This is a genomic window from Kitasatospora sp. NPDC048722, from assembly GCF_040650235.1.
GTDB lineage: Bacteria > Actinomycetota > Actinomycetes > Streptomycetales > Streptomycetaceae > Kitasatospora.
Map to the genome: position 1 here is coordinate 38,656 of NZ_JBEZGX010000038.1, position 15,828 is coordinate 54,483.

Annotated in this window: 19 protein-coding genes and 1 pseudogene; 12 read left to right on the plus strand and 8 right to left on the minus strand. The window is 73.3% G+C overall.

Going from position 1 to position 15,828, the window contains the following annotated elements; all coding sequences use genetic code 11:
* Positions 1–19: 19 nt before the first annotated feature.
* Entirely contained in the window at positions 20–1,528 is a 1,509-nt protein-coding gene (locus tag AB0C76_RS25925) for an FAD-dependent monooxygenase (protein ID WP_359969972.1), read from the minus strand.
* A 58-nt stretch (positions 1,529–1,586) separates the two neighbouring features.
* Here AB0C76_RS25925 and AB0C76_RS25930 point away from each other — a divergent pair, with 58 nt between their 5' ends.
* The 3 genes from AB0C76_RS25930 to AB0C76_RS25940 all read left to right on the plus strand — a co-directional run bounded on the left by AB0C76_RS25930 (position 1,587) and on the right by AB0C76_RS25940 (position 3,626).
* Positions 1,587–2,159, plus strand: a complete 573-nt coding sequence (locus AB0C76_RS25930; protein WP_359969975.1) for a CGNR zinc finger domain-containing protein — start codon at positions 1,587–1,589, stop codon at positions 2,157–2,159.
* 171 nt (positions 2,160–2,330) lie between these two features.
* Positions 2,331–2,834: a DinB family protein gene (locus tag AB0C76_RS25935; RefSeq protein WP_359969978.1), complete on the plus strand. Its 504-nt coding sequence runs from the start codon at positions 2,331–2,333 to the stop codon at positions 2,832–2,834.
* Between the two features lie 132 nt (positions 2,835–2,966).
* Positions 2,967–3,626 carry a hypothetical protein gene (locus AB0C76_RS25940; RefSeq protein ID WP_359969981.1) on the plus strand — a complete coding sequence of 220 codons (660 nt, stop codon included), beginning with the start codon at positions 2,967–2,969 and terminating at the stop codon, positions 3,624–3,626.
* 91 nt (positions 3,627–3,717) lie between these two features.
* Here the strand turns inward: AB0C76_RS25940 and AB0C76_RS25945 are convergent, their stop codons facing one another.
* Both AB0C76_RS25945 and AB0C76_RS25950 read right to left on the minus strand, forming a co-directional pair.
* Positions 3,718–4,971, minus strand: a complete 1,254-nt coding sequence (locus tag AB0C76_RS25945) for an FAD-dependent monooxygenase (protein WP_359969984.1) — start codon at positions 4,969–4,971, stop codon at positions 3,718–3,720.
* 192 nt (positions 4,972–5,163) lie between these two features.
* Positions 5,164–5,331, minus strand: a complete 168-nt coding sequence (locus tag AB0C76_RS25950; RefSeq protein ID WP_359969987.1) for a hypothetical protein — start codon at positions 5,329–5,331, stop codon at positions 5,164–5,166.
* A 17-nt stretch (positions 5,332–5,348) separates the two neighbouring features.
* Here AB0C76_RS25950 and AB0C76_RS25955 point away from each other — a divergent pair, with 17 nt between their 5' ends.
* Together AB0C76_RS25955 and AB0C76_RS25960 are read left to right on the plus strand one after the other, a co-directional pair.
* Positions 5,349–5,615: a hypothetical protein gene (locus AB0C76_RS25955; protein ID WP_359969990.1), complete on the plus strand. Its 267-nt coding sequence runs from the start codon at positions 5,349–5,351 to the stop codon at positions 5,613–5,615.
* Between the two features lie 10 nt (positions 5,616–5,625).
* Complete coding sequence (locus tag AB0C76_RS25960; RefSeq protein ID WP_359969992.1) at positions 5,626–6,150, plus strand: hypothetical protein; 525 nt, start codon at positions 5,626–5,628, stop codon at positions 6,148–6,150.
* Here the strand turns inward: AB0C76_RS25960 and AB0C76_RS25965 are convergent.
* The 3 genes from AB0C76_RS25965 to AB0C76_RS25975 all read right to left on the minus strand — a co-directional run bounded on the left by AB0C76_RS25965 (position 6,093) and on the right by AB0C76_RS25975 (position 8,628).
* Complete coding sequence (locus AB0C76_RS25965) at positions 6,093–7,466, minus strand: Ig-like domain-containing protein (protein WP_359969995.1); 1,374 nt, start codon at positions 7,464–7,466, stop codon at positions 6,093–6,095. The two genes, AB0C76_RS25960 and AB0C76_RS25965, sit on opposite strands and share 58 nt — an antisense overlap.
* Before the next feature lie 132 nt (positions 7,467–7,598).
* Complete coding sequence (locus AB0C76_RS25970; RefSeq protein WP_359969998.1) at positions 7,599–7,799, minus strand: DUF397 domain-containing protein; 201 nt, start codon at positions 7,797–7,799, stop codon at positions 7,599–7,601.
* The gene (locus AB0C76_RS25975; RefSeq protein ID WP_359970001.1) at positions 7,756–8,628 is read right to left on the minus strand and encodes a helix-turn-helix transcriptional regulator; all 873 of its coding nucleotides are present in this window, start codon (positions 8,626–8,628) and stop codon (positions 7,756–7,758) included. The genes AB0C76_RS25970 and AB0C76_RS25975 overlap by 44 nt, the downstream gene beginning before the upstream one ends.
* A gap of 147 nt (positions 8,629–8,775) precedes the next feature.
* Here AB0C76_RS25975 and AB0C76_RS25980 point away from each other — a divergent pair, with 147 nt between their 5' ends.
* The 6 genes and pseudogenes from AB0C76_RS25980 to AB0C76_RS26005 all read left to right on the plus strand — a co-directional run bounded on the left by AB0C76_RS25980 (position 8,776) and on the right by AB0C76_RS26005 (position 11,817).
* On the plus strand, positions 8,776–8,979 hold the full coding sequence (locus AB0C76_RS25980) for a hypothetical protein (RefSeq protein WP_359970004.1): 204 nt from the start codon (positions 8,776–8,778) through the stop codon (positions 8,977–8,979).
* A 98-nt stretch (positions 8,980–9,077) separates the two neighbouring features.
* The gene (locus AB0C76_RS25985; protein WP_359970007.1) at positions 9,078–9,230 is read left to right on the plus strand and encodes a hypothetical protein; all 153 of its coding nucleotides are present in this window, start codon (positions 9,078–9,080) and stop codon (positions 9,228–9,230) included.
* Between the two features lie 79 nt (positions 9,231–9,309).
* Positions 9,310–9,768: an NUDIX domain-containing protein gene (locus tag AB0C76_RS25990; RefSeq protein ID WP_359970009.1), complete on the plus strand. Its 459-nt coding sequence runs from the start codon at positions 9,310–9,312 to the stop codon at positions 9,766–9,768.
* A 43-nt stretch (positions 9,769–9,811) separates the two neighbouring features.
* Positions 9,812–10,363: a hypothetical protein gene (locus tag AB0C76_RS25995; RefSeq protein ID WP_359970012.1), complete on the plus strand. Its 552-nt coding sequence runs from the start codon at positions 9,812–9,814 to the stop codon at positions 10,361–10,363.
* Positions 10,364–10,412: 49 nt separating this feature from the next.
* Complete coding sequence (locus AB0C76_RS26000) at positions 10,413–10,754, plus strand: maleylpyruvate isomerase N-terminal domain-containing protein (RefSeq protein ID WP_359970134.1); 342 nt, start codon at positions 10,413–10,415, stop codon at positions 10,752–10,754.
* A gap of 64 nt (positions 10,755–10,818) precedes the next feature.
* Positions 10,819–11,817: pseudogene (locus AB0C76_RS26005) on the plus strand (transposase).
* Here AB0C76_RS26005 and AB0C76_RS26010 read toward each other — a convergent pair.
* On the minus strand, positions 11,814–12,677 hold the full coding sequence (locus AB0C76_RS26010) for a BPL-N domain-containing protein (protein ID WP_359970015.1): 864 nt from the start codon (positions 12,675–12,677) through the stop codon (positions 11,814–11,816). The pseudogene AB0C76_RS26005 and the gene AB0C76_RS26010 sit on opposite strands and share 4 nt — an antisense overlap.
* Before the next feature lie 243 nt (positions 12,678–12,920).
* On the opposite strand from AB0C76_RS26010, the gene AB0C76_RS26015 reads away from it, so the two are divergent.
* Positions 12,921–13,139: a hypothetical protein gene (locus tag AB0C76_RS26015; RefSeq protein ID WP_359970018.1), complete on the plus strand. Its 219-nt coding sequence runs from the start codon at positions 12,921–12,923 to the stop codon at positions 13,137–13,139.
* Between the two features lie 19 nt (positions 13,140–13,158).
* Here the strand turns inward: AB0C76_RS26015 and lanL are convergent, their stop codons facing one another.
* Positions 13,159–15,693 (minus strand): class IV lanthionine synthetase LanL, encoded by a 2,535-nt coding sequence (gene lanL / locus AB0C76_RS26020; protein WP_359970021.1) that lies wholly within the window; start codon positions 15,691–15,693, stop codon positions 13,159–13,161.
* Positions 15,694–15,828: the final 135 nt, after the last annotated feature.

Below are 15,828 nucleotides of genomic sequence, written 5' to 3' on the forward strand. Positions count from 1 at the left end.
TCCTGACGTCGGGTGAGGTTCAAGCGGTGTGCGCGGAGAGGATTCCGTGCAGGACGGTGAGCAGGTGGGTGTCGTCGGCAGGAGTCCTCGACGCCTGCCAGGCGATGTGGCCGTCGGGGCGCACGAGGACGGCGCGCTCCAGGGGCGCGGTGCGGACGGTGACGGGAAGGCCGGCGGCGGTGGCGGCCGCGGCCTGGCGCCGCCAGGCGCCGTCCGGGGGCGGGGTGAGGAGGGTGAAGCCGGGGCCGACGAGGTCGAGCGTGGAGCGGGCGCCGGGCAGGGGGCGGTGGGGCAGGCGGGCGCCGGGGCCGCCGTCGGGGTGGGCGCGCTCGGGGTCCACGGGCGGGCGCGCCCGGCCCCCGGCGACCGCCGTGGAGCGGTAGGCGGCGGTGAGCAGCAGCTCGTCGTCGATGCGGTAGCCGGTGCGGGCGCGGGAGTTGGCGAGCGACAGCTCGGTGACGGCGAGGGCGACGGGGCGGCGCTCGTCCTGGTAGGTGTCCAGCAGCGCGTGGCCGGCCGTGCCGTCCAGGACGGCGGCGAGCTTCCAGGCGAGGTTGTCCGCGTCGCCGATGCCGGTGTTCATGCCGTGCCCGCCGGTGGGCGGCATCACGTGGGCGGCGTCGCCCGCCAGCAGGACGCGCGAGCGGCGGTAGGCGGTGGCGGTGCGGGCGTCGCAGCGCCAGGTCGTGGTGTCGCGGACGGTGACCGGCAAGTCCGCCAACCCGGCCGCGTCGCGCACCAGTCGGGCCAGGCGGTGGTGGTCCGCGCGCAGCTCGGCGGGGTCGTCCTCGGCGGGGTCGTACGGGTGCTGGTAGATCCACTGCCGGTCGTTGTCGACGGCCAGGAAGCCGCCGCGGCCCGGGGCGGTGAGGAAGTAGGAGGCGCTGGCCCGGTCGGCGACCACCGGCCCCAGCGGCGCCTCGAAGCGCACGCTCAGGAAGTGGCCCAGGCCCGTGAGCCCCTCCATGGCGATCCCGGCCCCGGCGCGCACCGGGCTGGAGGCGCCGTCGCAGCCGACCAGCCACTGCGCCCGCACGGTGCGGCGCCCGCCGCCGGCGCGGTCCTCCAGGAGCGCGTCCACGCCGTCGCCGTCCTGGGTGAACGACACCAGGCGGGTGGCGAAGTGGACGGCGCCGGGGGCGAGTTCGCGGGCGCGGCGGGCCAGGATCGTCTCCAGCACGTCCTGCGGGCACAGCAGCCCGGGGGAGGGGGTGCGCTCGGCGCCCTCGCCGGCGGCGTGGGCGAGGCCGGTGCGCACGAAGTCCGGGTCGACCAGGTCGCGGCCGCGGTAGAAGTACACGTGCGAGGACGGCAGCCCGGCCCGGCGCACCTCCTCCTCCAGGCCCAGGCGCCGCAGGACCTCCATCGAACGCGCCGACACGCCACGGGCCTTGGGGTGCAGCGAAGTGCCCGGGTGGGCCTCGACGAGCAGGTGCTCCACGCCGTACCCGGACAGCAGGAGCGACAGGGCCAGCCCGACCGGGCCCCCGCCGACCACCAGGACGGGCGTCGTCTCGGGGATGCGCATGCGGGACCCTCGCTCTCTCGTAACGCTTAACATGTTGTTTTGACGTTACCATCGTGACGTGGAGAACGATCAAGCGAATAGCCCGGACGCCCCCGGCGACCCCCGGGACGACCGCCCCCGCGGCCTGTACTTCCTCGCCGACCTCGCCAACGCCGTCCGCGACGACCCCGACCTGCCCGCCGCCGACCTCCGGGCCCTCCTCGCCCGCCACGGCGGCCCCCCGCTCGTCCGCACCGACGCCGACGCCCGCGAACTGCGCACCGCCACCGCCCACCTGGCCCGCATCCTCGACCTCGACGACCAGGACACCGCCGCCGACGCCATCAACACCCTCCTCGACCGCCACCCGCCCCGCCCCCGCCTCGTCCGCCTGCCCGGCCGCCCCTGGGCCCTGCACACCCAGGCACCCCCCGACGCCGGCCCCACCCACTGGCTGCTGTCCACCGGCGCCCTCGCCCTCGGCCTGTGGCTCACCGAACGCGGCCGCTGCGCCTGGGGCCGCTGCGCCGCCGACAGCTGCGGCCGCTACTTCGTCGACACCGGCCGCCGCACCCCCCGCCGCTTCTGCAGCCCGCGCTGCGCGACCCGGGTGCGCGTCGCCGCCCACCGCACCCGGCGCGCGGAGGGCTGACTGGTGGCTCGGCCCGGACGCTCGGTCGGTGATGGATCGCTCCTGTTCGACACCAGGCGAGCACCATCGTGACGCGAATGAACCTCTGGGCCCTGTGGCCTCGGGCACGCTTCCCCGTCCACCTTCCGGGCGGGGGAAGCCCGCGACACCGGCCTCTGCCATGATCCTCTGATGAGTGCTGACAAGCGCGTGCACCCGTCCAAGGTGGCCGGCGACCGTGCGTCGCTGACCGCGTTCCTCGACTACCAGCGCGCCACCCTCGCGATGAAGTGCCGGGGGCTGACCGGCGAACAGCTGAAGCGGCAGGCGGTTCCGACCTCGAGTCTGTCCCTCCTCGGCCTCGTACGGCATGCGGCCGAGGTGGAGCGGAGCTGGTTCCGGATGGTGCTGAACGGCGAGGACTGCAAGGCCCTTTGGCCCGGGACCAACGGTGAGCTCGCCGAATTCCAGGTGACCGACGCCGACGTGGACGAGGCGTTCGCGTTCTGGCGCGAGGCGTGCGAGGCCTCCCGCGCCGCTGCCGACTCCGTCGAGTCCCTCGACGACACGGTGGACTTCCGGGGCGAAGTCATCTCGGTCCGCTATGTCCTCACGCACATGATCGAGGAGTACGCGCGCCACAACGGCCACGCCGACCTGCTCCGCGAGGCGATCGACGGAGAGGTCGGCGAGTAGGACGTCGGCCGGCTCGGCCCAGCGGGCCGTCCGATGGCAGAGGATCAATTGCCCGGCCAACCGGTCCGAGACGCGCCACTAGTCTTGGTCTTCGAACGGCGTGACGGGGAGTGATGGTTGGGCAGGCAGGAGATGCGGCGCACGGTTGACGCGCCGCTGCGGCGGGCGGGCCTGGAGGTGCTGGAGGGCGGGGTGCCGGAGACGGTCCTGCCGGTGTCCGTGGTGGGTTTCGCGCTCCACCGCGACCCCGGCCCCGAGGACCTGGGCCTGGTCTACTTCGAGAGCGACGAACCGGACCTGGTTGCGCGGGCCAACCGGGGCTGGTACGAACTGGCCTTCTCCTGCGGCCTGTTCGGCGCCGACCGCGAGTTCCTGCTCGCCCTGCCCGTCCACCGCTCCAGCGCGCGGGCCGCGTCCCGGCACCGGCGCAAGCAGTGGCGCCGCGTGCGCCTGCTGGAGCGCTGGGACCTGATGGGCGCCGGCTGCTCGGTCACCGTCGGAACGCACGAACTCGGCCACCCCCAGCGCCTGCTCGGCTTCGGGCCCGGCCTGCCCGGCTTCGCGATGCTCTCCCTCGACGGCTCCGTCACCGTGCTCGGGACGACCGAGCAGAGCGGCATCGCCTTCCACGCGGTGTCCGACCCCGGGAAAACGGAGTCCGTGCGCGGCAGGCTCGAAGCGGCGGCGAACCGCGTGTGGGACCCGAGGGAAGAGTGGTTTATGGGCGCGGTGCGGGTGGAGCGCGAGGAGGCTCGGGCCTGGCTGCTTCGTCGAGATCCCGAACAGGGCTGAGCGCGCGGGCCGTTCGCCAGAGCCGGAGCGCCGCCGCACCCCCGTGGCGGCGGCGCTCCGCTGCTCCCGTCCGTCCCCGGCCGGTGTGGCATCAGGCGGCGGTGGCGAGGGCGTAGTCGGGCAGGTCGATGTCGCCGGCCTTGGCGAACTGGGCGGCCAGGATGGTGCGCATCGGCCAGCGGCCCATCATCCGCATCGAGGCGGCGCGCAGGCGGATCATCGTGGCGCTGTTGGGGGCGTAGCCGTTCATGCCGCCGGGCGGCAGTTCCTGGGAGCGGGTGACGTAGGGGCGCATCAGCTCCTCGTAGCGGGCGAACGCGGTGCGGTGGCCGGTGCCGGCGGCGCGGGCGGCGGCGAGTTCGCCGGCCAGCAGGTAGGCGCCGACCAGGGCGAGGCTGGTGCCCAGGCCGGTGAGCGGGCTGGGGCAGTAGCCGGCGTCGCCGACGAGGGCGACGCGCCCGCGGGTGTAGTGGTCGAGGTGGATCTGGCCGTAGGAGTCGAAGAAGAAGTCCTCGGCGCGGGCCATGCCCGCCAGCAGCCGGTCCACCTCCCAGCCGGCTCCCGCGAAGCGCTCGGCGAGCAGGCGCTGCTGGGCGGCGCTGTCGCGCCGGTCGAGGCCCAGCGGCGCGGAGCGGAAGCCGAGCGAGGCCTTGATCTCGCCGGGCAGCCGTCCGGGCCGGGCGCCGGCGACCAGGCCGCCGGGCGCGTTGTACATGAGGAACCAGCCGTCGAGGTCGATCTCGTCGCGGACGGTGAACCAGGCGTTGTAGCCGCCGAGCGGCCTGTAGTGGCCGTCGTCGCCGCCGAAGGCGAGGCGGCGCACCGTCGAGTGCAGCCCGTCGGCGCCGATGACCAGGGCGAAGCGCCGAGGGGCGGCCTTCTCGAAGGTGACGGTGACGCCGTGCGCGTCCTCGGCGAGGGCGGTGACGGTGTCGTCGAAGAGGTACTCCACCTCGTGGGCGGTGGAGCGGTACAGCAGGTCGGCGAGGTCGCCGCGCAGGATCTCGATCTCGGCGACGATGCCCTCGCCCTCGAACAGCTCGACCGGCATCCGGGCCGTCAGCCGCCCCTTGCGGTCGACGAGTCCGAGCCCGCGCTGGTCGACGTTGAGCGCGCGGGCCTGCTCCATGAGCCCCATCCGCTCGATGACGGTGCGGCCCGCACCGCGCAGGTCCACGTTCTGCCCGCCGGGGCGCGGAGCGGGGGCGCGCTCGACGATGACGGGGTTGAAGCCGCCCCGGCGCAGCCAGTGGGCGAGGACGGGCCCGGCGATGCCGCCGCCGGAGATGAGGACGTCGTTGCTGCTGCCGTCGGTGTCCGCGGTGTGCGCGGTGGTGTTCTCCATGCCTCGAATGTACGGCGTACGCAGCGCCCTCAACAAGCCCTATCTGCAGGGTCTATGGCGGCACCGCACTAGTGCACTAGGGCACTCGGGCGAGGCCCGCGGGGCGGCTGCGCAGGCTGCGCGGGGCGAGTGGTGCACTAGTGCGCGCGGCGGGCGCGCAGAAATTTTTCCTGCCGCCGCCCGCGGGCCGCCTCACAGCCCCGGGTGGCCGACCAGGTCCAGGCTGCGGCGCCACAGTTCGGCGCGGGCCGCCGGGTCGTAGGCGACCCGGACGCGCGGGTGGTCTGGAACACCGCGCTGGTGGAAGCCCTGCGCGGCTCCGCGGCCCGCACCGCCGTCGTCGGCAACGCCTGGCCACACGCCCGGACCCGGATGACGTGACCCGGATGACCGGCGCCGGACTCCTCGACGCCGTCGACGCCGTCGTCCTGCCCTGCGGGGCCGGCTGCGCCGAACCCGACCCCCGCTTCCACGCCGAGGCGCTGCGCCTGCCCGGCGCCCGGGCCGAGGAGGCGCTGTTCATCGACGACATCCCCGGGCACGTCGAGGCGGCCCGCGCCCTGGGCCCGGCGGGCCTCGTCCGCACGGGCACCGCGGAGACCCCCGCCCGGATCGGGGAGTTCGTTGTCGGTCCCGGTTCGTAGGATCGCCGCCATGCCAGACGCTTTCACGGTCCTGTGGACCCAGGGAACCTGCAACGACCTGCGCAAGGCCGGCCTCGAGGGCCGGCGGCCCCCGGTCGCTTTCAGCGGCGTCCACACGTCCCTGCCCGCCTGGTCGGGCGCCCGCGCCGGGGACGAGGTGTACGCGGTGCAGGTCAAGCAGTGCGAGGTGTTCGTGGTCAGCCGCATGCGGATCGTCGACCGCGAACGGGGCGCGTGCTGCGGCCCCGCCCCACAGGCCTGGCGCGAGCGGCCCTTCCCCGGCCACCACGACTGGTCGCTGCTCGGCGGCTGCGGCGCCGAGGTGGTCCACGTCGAGGCGACGCCCGTGCGCTTCGACCTGCCCGTCCCCGGCGACCTCCTGCCCCGCCTCACCTGGCGCAACCAGCGCGGCCGCACCCGGGGCCTGAAGTACGTCGTCGACGGCCGGCTCGAACGTGCCGTCAGCCTCCAGGGCTTCTACCGCCTGACGCCCGAATCGGCCGCCGAGCTGGCTGCGTTGGTCGACGGCGCGTGAGCGCCCGCGCGCCCGGCACGGAGGTCCGTGCCCGGGTGCGCGGGCGCTCGAACGCGGTGCGTGGGGTCAGCTGAAGGACACGTCGTAGACGCCGACGGACTGCGGGGTGAAGCGGGCGCTGCCGGTGATGCCCTCGAACTTGAGGGTGCCGCCGGTGACGATGGCGTCGAACGACTGGGGGTCGGCCCCCGCCTTCGGGACCGGGATGACGCCGTCGACGGCGATCTGGGCACCGTCGTTGAACTTGAAGACGCTCGTGCACAGCACCTGGTCCGCGCTCGTACCGGTCGCGTCCTCCTCGTCAGCCGCATCGCGTGCGAGACGGCGGGGATGTCGTACTCGCTGCCCAGGCCGACGGTCTGGGAGTTCATGTGGGTGACCTTCTCCTTGGACATGATGACCATGGTTCCGCCCCAGGAGGGGTGCTTGTCGTCGCCGAGGGTGGCGGGCACGGTGGTGGACCGGCCGTCCCGCACGATCGTCATCCGGTGCGTGGCGGCGTCCGCGGTGGAGACCTGGGAGCGGCCGATGACGAACGGCTCGTCCTTGTCGACGTCACCCCAGACGCCGGGGGCGACTTCGACGTTCTTCAGCCGGTAGTGGACGGTGACCTTGGTGTTCGGCTTCCAGAACTGCGCCGGGCGGAAGTCGATCCGGTTGTCGCCGAACCAGTGGCCCTTCACCTCGGTGCCGTCGTCGCTCTCGAAGGTGATGGCCTTGGCGACGGCGTCCTTGTCCACGATCCTGCTGCTGAAGTCCACCTTGACGATCATGCCCACGCCGTAGGTCTGGCCGTCGGCGACGTTGTCGTTGGTGGACACCTGCTTGCCCGGGGAGGCGGTGGTGAAGGCGCTGGTGGCCGCCGATACCAGGCCGTCGGCGTCCTTCGCCTGGGCGTTCACCGTGTACGTCGTGCCGGGGGCGAGCGCGGCGGTGGGCTTCCAGCCGGTGCCGTCCGGGGTGATCGAGCCCTGGACGGGCTTGCCGTCCTTGTCGGTCACGTCGACGGCGGTGAGCCTGCCGTGGGAGACGCTCACGTGGAGCCCGGTCGGTGCGACTGCCAGTGCCCCGTCCTTCGGCTCCACGTCCAGCACCGCGGTCGACGTCCTCGGCGTCGCCGCGGTGGCCGCCGCCCCGCCGGGGATGCCGGAGGCGACGGTGTCAGCGGCCTTGCCCTGGCCGTCGCCGCAGGCCGAGGACATCAGCAGGACCCCGCCCACCGCCAGTGCCACCGCACCGCGGTGGACGAGGTCGTTGGTGCGTATCGCGGGAACCGAGCCCCTTCCAGGAGTGACGGCCACACGGGGGTCCCGCACCGGGACCCCACCGTCACAGCAGCCGCGGGCGGGAAGTCGGCGAGGTCGACCTCCTGTGGTGGGCGCGGCAGGGAGTGGCAATGGCCCCGCCGCCCCGAGGCTCTCGGGGCGGCGGGGCTGGACACCGGGGTGTCAGCTGGCGTTGAACTCGTCGGCGCGGATGGCGGTGATGAAGGACTGCCAGGCGGCCGGGGTGAAATTGAGCCGGGGGCCGTCGGGGTCCTTGCTGTCGCGGACGCGTCCGGGGTGTGTGTCATCCACCTCGACGCAGGCGCCGCCGTCGTTGTTGCTATGGCTGCTCTTCCGCCAGCTCTCCTGCTGGTTCGCCTGCACGGCCGTACTCCTTCGAGATGCGCCTGATGATCGCCCGGGATTCCCGGGGCGACAGGGCCATAGCCCTGAGCAGATCGTAGGACCTTCGGCGTGCGGCGACATCCACGGCGTCTGCGATGAGCTCACCACTTCTCGCACCTTCCTCCCAGACCACGGTCGGTCGACCGGGCACCGTGTAGAGGAAGAGGGATCCTCCCATCTCGGCGTGCGCTCCGGCGGTGAACGGCAGGACTTGCAAGGTGATGTGTGGTCGCTTGTCCATCGCGATGGCGTCGAGTTGTCGTCTCATCGTCGCGAGGCTGCCGACCGGTCGACGGAGGGTGGACTCGTCAAGGATGAACCAACAGTGCGGAGGCGCTGAGGAGGCCAGACGCTTCTGGCGGTTGAGCCGCGCTGCGACCTTCGCGTCGATCTCCGTCGGGGTCGCGTGTGGGTGGCCTGCCAGAAGGGAGAACCGTGCGACTTCGGGAGTTTGCAGGAGTCCCGGGATGGTGGCGGCCGAGTACTCCTCGATGGTTTCTGACAAGGCTTCGAGTTCGGACCACTCACGGTACTTGCCGGGGAACTTCTCCTTCCGGGCCAGGAGGTAGATCCGGCCGAAGCGGCCGTCTGTTCCGAAGGCGGCGTCAAGTTGCGCTGGAAGCTCCGGTGGTGGCATCGACTCGGCCCGCTCGATCCGAGCCAGGTGACCCTTGGAGATGCAGCCGATGATCTGCGTCAGTTGGTCCAGGGACATGTTGTCGGCGTGCTTTCGATGCTCGCGCATCTCCCAGCCGAAAAGGTCGCGGGCCGAGCGCCCGGGGTCCAACTCGTTGGGCACGAACGCCATGGCGCCCCTCCACTGTGTCCAGCCGGATCGTGGCACACGTCCACGCTGGTCAGCGTACCTGCAGTGAGCGACGCTTGAGACACGGACAGTGAAGTCGATCCGGGATCGGCGCACATGACTGCATGTCTGCAAGGAAAGTGATCATTCATGGACAGATCAATCGATCCTGCCAAGTCCCATGGCTACGGGGTCCGTTGGGACCCCGATGCCCGGTGTTACCGGGTGCGGAACGAGGTCACGGGGGAGTGGCTGCGCTGCGGCTCGACCGGTGAACTCGCCTCCTTCCGCTCGTTCTGCGCCGCGTTCTCGGCGTGGCGGGGGTTCGAGGTCCACAAGCGGCTGGGGGAGTGATGGGGCCGATCCTCGACCGTGCGACTGCCGAGCTGCGCCGTGAAGCCGCCCTCGTCGCTGATGACTTGGCGGCGGTTCTTGCGCTGGGTGGGGCCAAGTTGCCGTCCCTCGAAGTGGACTGGGACTTCGGGCGCCGCACCGGGTGCTACCTGATCTCCCTCGGGGCCGTCCGTACCTCCGACGTCGTCCGGATCGTCGAACTGCTCCGCAAGGGGCTGCACTTCGAGCGCCTCGCCGCCGATGACGGCTGAACTCGCCGTCCGTCTGGCCTGGCTGCTCGGCTTCGCCGCCCTGATCAACTGGTGTTTCTGGAACAGGAAGTAGCACCCCGTGCGCGACCCCCGCCTCCTCGCCAAGCCTCCCGTGTGCCGGCTCGGCTGCCTCGTCCTCGTCCGCAACCCCCGCGGCGACGTCCTCCTCGTCGACCCCGACTACATGGACGGGCTCATCCTGCCCGGCGGCGCCGCCCGCTCCGACGAGCCGCCGCACCTGGCCGCCGGCCGCCACCTCGCCGAGCAGACCGGCATCACCCTGCGGCTCACCGACGTGCTGGCCGTCGACTACACGCCCGCCGACCGCTACCTGGAGCGCCTCGGCCTCGTTTTCGACGGCGGGATCACCGGCGCGCAGCCCGTCGTTGCGCCGCAGAAGCGCAGCGGGCTGCTGGGGGCGCGCTTCGTGCCGGTGAAGCAGTTGTCCGCCGTCATGGCGCCCGCGCAGGCGGCCCGTGTGGCCGAGGCGCTGGCGGGGCGGGCCGTGCCGTTGCTTCTGTGCGGGCAGCGTGCTTAAGCTTCGCGTCGATCATGTGTGCGAACGGTGAGGGAACTGCGACATGGTGAGGCTCGCGGAGCGCCGGCCCTGGGTACTGGGCGTCGGGGCGCTCGTCGTTGCCGGGCTCGGGACCGGCGGTACCCTGCTGGCGTTCGGTGCCGGGGAGTCCGACCTCACGCAGACCCTGTGCGGGCAGTCCCGGGCCAAGGGCACTCCGCTCGGCGCGCTGCTGCCCAAGGGCCGTCCGGGCGTCGACGAGCGCAAGGCACAGGCGGCGGCCAACGGGCAGGGTGCGCAGACGTCCTGCACGATCTCCGTCGACGGCCAGGAGGCGCTCAGCATCGTCCTGTTCCGCCTCGGGCCCGACCTGCCGTCCGCCACCGACGGGCACGACCTGCGGGCCCTCGTGGGGCGCGGGCCGATCACCGGGGGCGGCGGGTCCGGCGCCACCGAGTACTGCGCGGGCAGCAGCACGGACATCGTCAGCGCCACCGTCCTCGCCCAGGGCGCGATCCGGCCCAAGCCGCACGCCGATTCCACCTCCTTCGACCACGCCCTCGGCCAGCTCGCGCAGGCCGTCGTTGCCGGGCAGCAGCAGGACGTGTGCCGTTAGACCGGTGGGGCGCCGGCAGGATCGGGGCTGAATGTGCCGAACGGCACTGATGGGGTATCAGGGACGGTTGTTAAGGTTTCGCAGGAAGGTGAAACGAACCGGGAAAGCCGGGGGAGCGGGGGACCGTGATGGCACTGCCGACGGGTTCGAACTGCTCGCCCAGGCGCACGACTACCTGCTCGCCGCCGTTCGTGCGGTACCGACGGGCTGGTGGGACGCGCCGACGCCGTGCACCGTGTGGGCGGTCGGGGAGGTCTACCACCACGCCCGGCTGGATCAGCAGGCGCTGACCATCCCTGATCTTGCAGGGCATCCCCGGCCTTGGCCGGGAGGGAATGCTTCCTTGGTCCGGAGCCGCGAAGCGGCGGGGTTCGCTGCGGCTCCGGGGTGACGGTCAGATGGGTTGCTGCTGTCCTTCGATGTACTGCTTGAAGCACCGAGAGGGGGTGGGCCGCATGATCCGTGCGTACAAGTTCCTGATGCGGCCCATCATGGGCCAGGAACAGGCGCTGTCCGCGATGCTGCGGGACCACTGCGGCCTGGACAACGCCGCGTTGCAGGAGCGTCGCGACGCCTACCGGCACGTCTCCAGGACGAGCATCACGTACGGACGGCAGTCCGCGCAGCTCGAGGACATACGCGCCTTCGACCCCGACCAGGGGCGTTGGTCGTTCTCCTCGCAGCAGACCACCCTTCGCCGTCTCGACAAGGCGTTCCAGGCGTTCTTCCGCCGGGTCAAGGCCGGTGAGACACCCGGCTCCCGCGCTTCCGCTCGCACAAGCGGTTCGACACCGTGGAGTGGCCGAAGGACGGCGACGGCTGCCGGTGGGACGCCACGCCGTACGACCCGGTGACCCGTGTCCGGTTGCAAGGCGTCGGGCACGTCAAAGTGCACCGGCACCGCCCGGTGGCCGGCACGGTCAAGACGATCGCGGTCAAGCGCGGGGGCAAGCGCTGGTACGTCATCCTCACCGCCGAGCAGCCCCGGCCGGAGCCGCTGGAGCCGACCGGCTCCGTGGTCGGCATCGACGTGGGTATAGCCCACTTCCTCGCCGACTCCAACGGCGAGTTCGTGCCGAACCCACGCCATGGCCGGAAGGCGGCCGACAAGCGCGCCCAAGCCCAAAGCCGACCCCGAACAGCCGGGCAACTTCCTGCCCGATGGCGCGGCGGCCAAGGCCGGACTCAACCGCTCGATCTCCGACGCCGGATGGGGGGTGTTCCTCACGATCCTCACCGCCAAGGCAGAATGCGCCGGACGGGAAGTGATCGCAGTGGACCCCCGCAACACCTCCCGGAGCTGTCCCGAATGCGAGCACGTCTCCGGGAAGAACCGGCCCACCCAGGAGAAGTTCCACTGCGTCGCCTGTGGCCACAAGGACCACGCCGACACGGTGGGAGCCATCAACGTTCTACGGGCCGGGCTGGTCCGTCGCAAGGCCAACCCGGCTTAGCGAGAAGTCCCCACTTCAGGTGGGGGAGGAGTCACCAGCGTCTTCAGCAGGTCGTCGCCCAGGCCCAGGCCCGTGGCGGAGACGTCGGGCAGGTGGTAGCTGCGGTACCAGTCGGCGGGTGCCTCCGGGTGGGGACCGCTGACGGCGACGCGGCCGGTGCCGTAGGTGGTGACGGCGGCGGCGATGCGGTCGTTGGTGTAGCGGGCCAGGACGTCGGCGCCGGGGCCGTCGACGTCGAAGTAGGGGCCGTCCTGGAAGTACATCGGCTGCCGCTGCCCGCGCCAGGCGACGTCGACGAGGCGGTCCTCGTCGTCGGTGACGGTCGCGCCGGGGGTCTTGATGTACTCGCCGGAGTCGCCCGGCAGGAGGTCGTAGCCCGGGTCGCCGGCGAGGTAGCCGCCCATGCAGATGCCCAGGTAGCGGCCGCCGCCGCGCACGTAGTCGCGGATCAGCTCGGGGCGGAATCCCGGGGTGCGGCGCAGCAGGCCCCACGCGGTGGTGACCTCCTGGCCGTTGGTGCCGCCCGGCTGGACGTACAGGGCGGCGCCGGCCAGCGCGGAGGGGCCGAAGCGCAGGTCCTCGTCGGGGCCGATGAAGCGGACGGTGAAGCCGTTGCGCTCCAGCAGGTCCTGCGCGGCCTCGGAGCAGCCGTCGCACGCGGCGGGGCCCCGGTAGACGACGGCGAGGGGGTGGGCCGGGTCCGCGCTCGCGGGGGCGGCGGCCGGCGCGGTGGGCGCGGGTGCGGCCTCCTCGGAGCGGTCGTCGGCCCGCGGTGCGGCGCAGCCGGCGCTCGTCGCCAGCAGTGCGGCGGCCAGGCCCAGTGCCGCCGCGGCCCGGGCGGGACGGCGCCCACGCGTCATCGGCTTTTCGCCCAACGGTCGTGCCCCCAACGGTCTTGCCTCCAAAGGTCGTTCCCCCGGCGATCGTCCGCCGGGCCCGGTGGGCACGGCGTGCAGCGACGACGCTAAGGGGTGATCGTCGTCAGTGCACAATCGGCCCGGTGGGGGGTGCGTTCGGCCGGGGTGGAAAAGCCGGGTGCGGTGCCGGGGTCGGTGGGCGCTAGGGTCCTCGCGTTCGGATAGCAAGATCGAAAGGGGCGGGCGATGGGCCTGGAGAGCATGCCGGGTGTCGAGTGGAAGATCATGGACGCCAAGGGACGCAACTACTCCTACGACTCCAAGGAGGAGGCGCTGGAGGAACTGCACGAGTACGGGCCGGGCGCTTCGGTCTGGCGGCGCGAGGTCTACCGGGTGACGATCTTCTTCACCCGTTCGGTTGACGGATGGCAGCAGGTCCACCCCGTGCCCGTGCCCGCGGTCTGACGGTCTGACGGTCTGACGGTCAGGCGACGGGCAGCAGGGCCGGGCGGGGGCCGGTGCCGCGGTGCAGGCGGCGCAGGAAGGTGAGCACGCCCGGCGTTCCGGTGGCCCACGCGGAGGACTCGGTCAGCAGGGCCGTGCCGGGGAAGACCGGACGGTGGGGCGGGCCGCCGGCGCGCGACAGGACCAGGGCCGCGATCCGTCCGGCGGCCTCCCGGTGCCGCTCCTCACCGGTGGCCGAGGCCAGGTCGACGAACAGCTCGCCGACCCCGGCCAGGCCGCAGCACTGCACCACCTGGCCCATCCGCGGCGCCAGCTCCCGGCACGCCCCCGCCGCCTCGGCGGCCAGGCCCACGTACGCGTCCTCGCCCAGGCGCAGGCCCGCCTGGAGCAGCACCGTGCCGATCCCGGCCAGGCCGCGGCACCACGAGCCCCAGCGGCGGGTGGCGCCCGGCCGGGCGGCCTCGGCGAGCAGGCGCGGCAGCTCGGCGGCCAGGCCCTCGACGATGCCGCACCCGGCCGCCTGCGTCGCCGCGTCGGGGCGGGGCAGGGCGAGGAGCAGGTGGGCGAGACCGGCGCGGCCGTGGGCGAAACCCTCGGCGAGGGCGGCGGTGCCCGGGTTGGGCTCCTCCTTCAGGTCCTGCGGCGGGCCGTCGATCAGTCGGCGGGCGCACGCGGTGGCCACGGCGAGGTGCCGCTGTGCACGGGCGCCGTCGCAGAGGCGGGCCATGAGCAGGTGGGCGGTGCCGATACCGGCCGCGCCCGAGATCTGGTCGGTGGGCACCAGGGCGCCCGGGTCCGGGACGTCGGCGAAGCCGGGCTCCGGGGTGCCCAGCCGGGCGGCGGCGTGGGCGAGGAACAGGTCGACGCCCGCACGCCCGTCGTACAGGCCGGGCCCGAGCAGCCCGAGCGCCGGGTGCGCGGCCGTCCAGCGGGCGAGGGCGGCGGCGGTCTCGCGGGCGTCGGGGTGCTGGTCGGCGTGCTGGAGCAGTTCGAGGCCGAGGCCGGCGGCGCCGTCGTAGAGCGAGAGCAGCGTGCGCGGCCGGCGCGCGGCGGGAGGGGAGTCGAGCAGCTCGCGGGCCATCCGCACGCAGGTGTCGACGGTGTGGGCGACGAGCTCCCCGAGGCCGTCGGCGACGGGGCGGGTGACCTTGCGGACGGCCGGGCGCCGGCCCTCCCGCAGGGCCGCCGCGGCCGCCGTGCGCTCGCCGGCGTCGAAGCTCAGCAGGCCCGCCACCGCCGCGAGGGCCGGGTGGTCCGGGGCGGGCAGGGCGGCGGCCAGGCAGGCCAGGGTGCGGTCGCGGCAGGCGGCCGGGTCCGGGCCGATCGCCACCGGGTCGAGCCCGGTCAGCGCGAAGTGCAGGGTCGTCCCCAACGCGTAGTAGTCATCGGCGGGCCGGGGACGCGCCGAGGCGACGGGCAGACCGTAGCCCGGGGTCGCGCCGGCCGGGCGATCACCGTCCAGGGCGCTGACCCCGAAGTCCACCAGCGACCACGAAGCCGCCCCGCCCCGCACGACGTTCGCGGGCTTCAGGTCGCACACCACCACGCCCCGCGCGTGCACCGCCTCCAGCACCCGCAGCAGCGCACGGGCCGCCGTCCGCCAGCTGCGCCCGCCCGACTCGTCGTCCGGGCAAGGCCCGTGGGCGAGGACGTCGCGGCGCAGGTCGCGCGGCCCGCAGTCGCTCGTCACCAGGTACTCGTCCGCGCCGTGCCGGAAGTAGTCGACCAGCCGCGGCACCCCCGCCACGCCCGCCAGCGCCGCCAGCACCCGCCGCTCGTGCCGCAGCCGCCCGCGCGCGTCGACGCCCTCGCCGTCCTCCCCGACGAACGCCCGCGCCTGCTTGACCACCACCCCCAGCCCGCTCGCCAGTTCGACACCCCGGTAGACGTGACCACCGGGCGCGCGGCTGATCCCCGCGGTGATCCGGTAACGGCCCTCGCCCACGCGCGTGTCCTTCGGCGGCGAGGCGACGGTGACGGCGGCGGCGGTGAACGGGTCCACCGCCCAGGGCGGTTGGGCGTACGAGGGCTGCGCGAGCCCCGGGAACGTCCGCCCGTCCGGGCCGCTCATCAGCACGACGTCCTGGTCCTCCGGAGCGCGGAACGGACCGTAGCGGTAGTAGACCGGCGAACCCGCGCGCACCTGCCGGTCGCTCACCACCCGCGGACCGTCCCACCCCGCCAGCAGCCGCGCCAACTCCTCACCCAGAGCGACGACTTCACCCTCAAGCGGATACACCGTGACGGCCTTGCCGACGGCCGCCGCCCCGTGCACCCCGGAGTTCGTCGCGCCCAGCACGTCCGCGCCCGCCGCGAACTTCGCGTCGCACGTGCGGCGCAGCAGCACCGGCACCACCACGTCCAGCAGGAGCGGGAGTTGGGCGGCGCGGGCCGAGACGTGCAGCTTCCAGCCGTGGGCGAGCGCGGGCATCGCGGGGTCGTGCAGGTACAGCCACTGCCCGTCCGCGTGCAGACGACGCCGTCCCCCGCCCTCCGGCACCCGCGCGACCAGGCGGGCGAGCTGCGCGAAGTGATCCGCCGGGTGCTCCCGCACCGAACCCCCTTGGAAAGCCGGGCGGGTGAGCGCCCCCGTACCCGGAGTACGGCGCTCACCCGCCGGTCAAACGGACCGCCCCGGTCCGGTCGGACGGGCTGCCCCCGTCCGGTCAGACGGACCGCTTCGGTCCCG